Source organism: Acinetobacter sichuanensis (assembly GCF_003024515.2).
GTDB classification, from domain to species: domain Bacteria; phylum Pseudomonadota; class Gammaproteobacteria; order Pseudomonadales; family Moraxellaceae; genus Acinetobacter; species Acinetobacter sichuanensis.
On the sequence record NZ_PYIX02000135.1, the window covers coordinates 1 to 1,743 of the forward strand.

The 1,743-nt window shown below is 38.6% G+C and carries 1 protein-coding gene; it reads left to right on the plus strand.

Annotated features, from left to right (window positions below):
• Positions 1 to 1,743: host specificity factor TipJ family phage tail protein (locus C9E89_RS23535; protein WP_265935939.1), on the plus strand; the 1,743-nt coding region annotated here is incomplete at both ends.

Below are 1,743 nucleotides of genomic sequence, written 5' to 3' on the forward strand. Positions count from 1 at the left end.
TAGTGTGGCAGATCAAGTCATTTCAATTGGGCAAGATTCAGCAATAGTGCAAGACAGTAAAATCATTTATAAAGATTTTTCAGGCGTCTATACAATTACCAATATTGCTAAAAGCACTTTAACCAATGGCTTTCAGTATACAGTTGCTTTGAATGCACCAAATACAAAAAATCCGTCTTGGAACTACTTGACTGAAGACACAAGTATTAATTCAGGTCTACAACTGATTAATAATGATGATGCAATCTATCTTGATGATACATATACGGTTGAAGAGGTAGGGGGAGACTATATTAAGTTGGTTGATCCTGTTGCCGTAAATGTTGAGTGGGCACAATTGACACATCTACCCAATCAGTCTACAGAGTCGGTTGAGCTTGATATTACTTTAGATAAATTAGACCCTGATGCTGCTTGGGTGGGTTGGCATAATATCTTTATGGATGGTGCTGAATTTGCTTATTTTAATATCCATTTTCCAAATGGTTTGTATCGACAAAATTCTAAAGGTGGTACATCGACAGCGTGGACAACAGGCTTAATTCAATATCAATACATTGACACTGAGGGCACACCAATCGGGCAGATTTATGAAGTTGAATTGGGTTTCACGGATCAAACCAGAGTGCCATTCGGATCAACCAAAATTATTGAATTGGCTGCACGTGGTTCGATTCGTTTTCGTTTATGTCGTACTCGTACAGATATGGAAAACAACATCCAAGCTGAAATGCGAGTGAAAGATGTTTATCTAGCAAAGCGGAGTGACAAAATCAACTACGGCAATATGACGGTGATTCAGTCTGAAGCCGTGGGTAATGACGGTCTTTATTCAATTAAAGAGCGTAAATTAAATTGCCTGGTCACTCGGAAATTAAAATTTGATGGGGTGGGGGCTTTAACCCCAACAAATTCCGCAGAACAAGCATTGATTGACTTGGCACTAGATGAATACATCGGCAGACGCAGCATGAATGAGCTTGATGTCGTGCAAATGAAAGCTGAAGTTGCAAAAATTATTGCTTATTTTAAATCTGACAAGGCTACTGAGTTCTCTTACACGATTGATGATCCAAATCTGTCATTTGAAGAAATTGCAGGAATGGTGGCAAGCACAGTATTTTGTGAGCCAAATCGCTTTGGATCTAAGATCCAATTGCAGTTTGAACAACCACAAGAAAATGCCGTCTTGTTATTTAATCATCGGAATAAAGTACCGAAGTCTGAAAAACGTACAGAGAGTTGGGGTGTTCAAAATAAGTATGATGGTGTTGAGATTGAGTACACCAGTCCTGCAGATGACACACGTATTAAATACATTGCTTCAGACAAAACTAATCCGACAAATTTAATGTCGATCAAATCGACAGGAATCCGTAATGAAGCACAGGCAAAAACGAGAGCATGGCGAGAGTGGAATAAGATCAGGTATCAAGAAACATCTGTGCAGTTTGATGCGTTAGATGAATCTGAGATTTTACTCAGAAATGACAAAATTATTGTTGCTGACAACACCTCAATTGAAACCCAAGATGGTGAAGTGGCAGAAGTAGATGGTCTGATTTTAGTCTTGTCACAAGATGTGGTTTTTGAAATAAATCAGTCTTATAAAGTCTATTTGCAGTTAGAAAATGGTTCAGTCGATATGATTGATTGTTTTGCGACTGAATGGACCAATGAGATTTCTTTGGCAAGACCGCCTCAGATGCCGCTTGTGACAGAAGATGGTAAATACATCAAAAC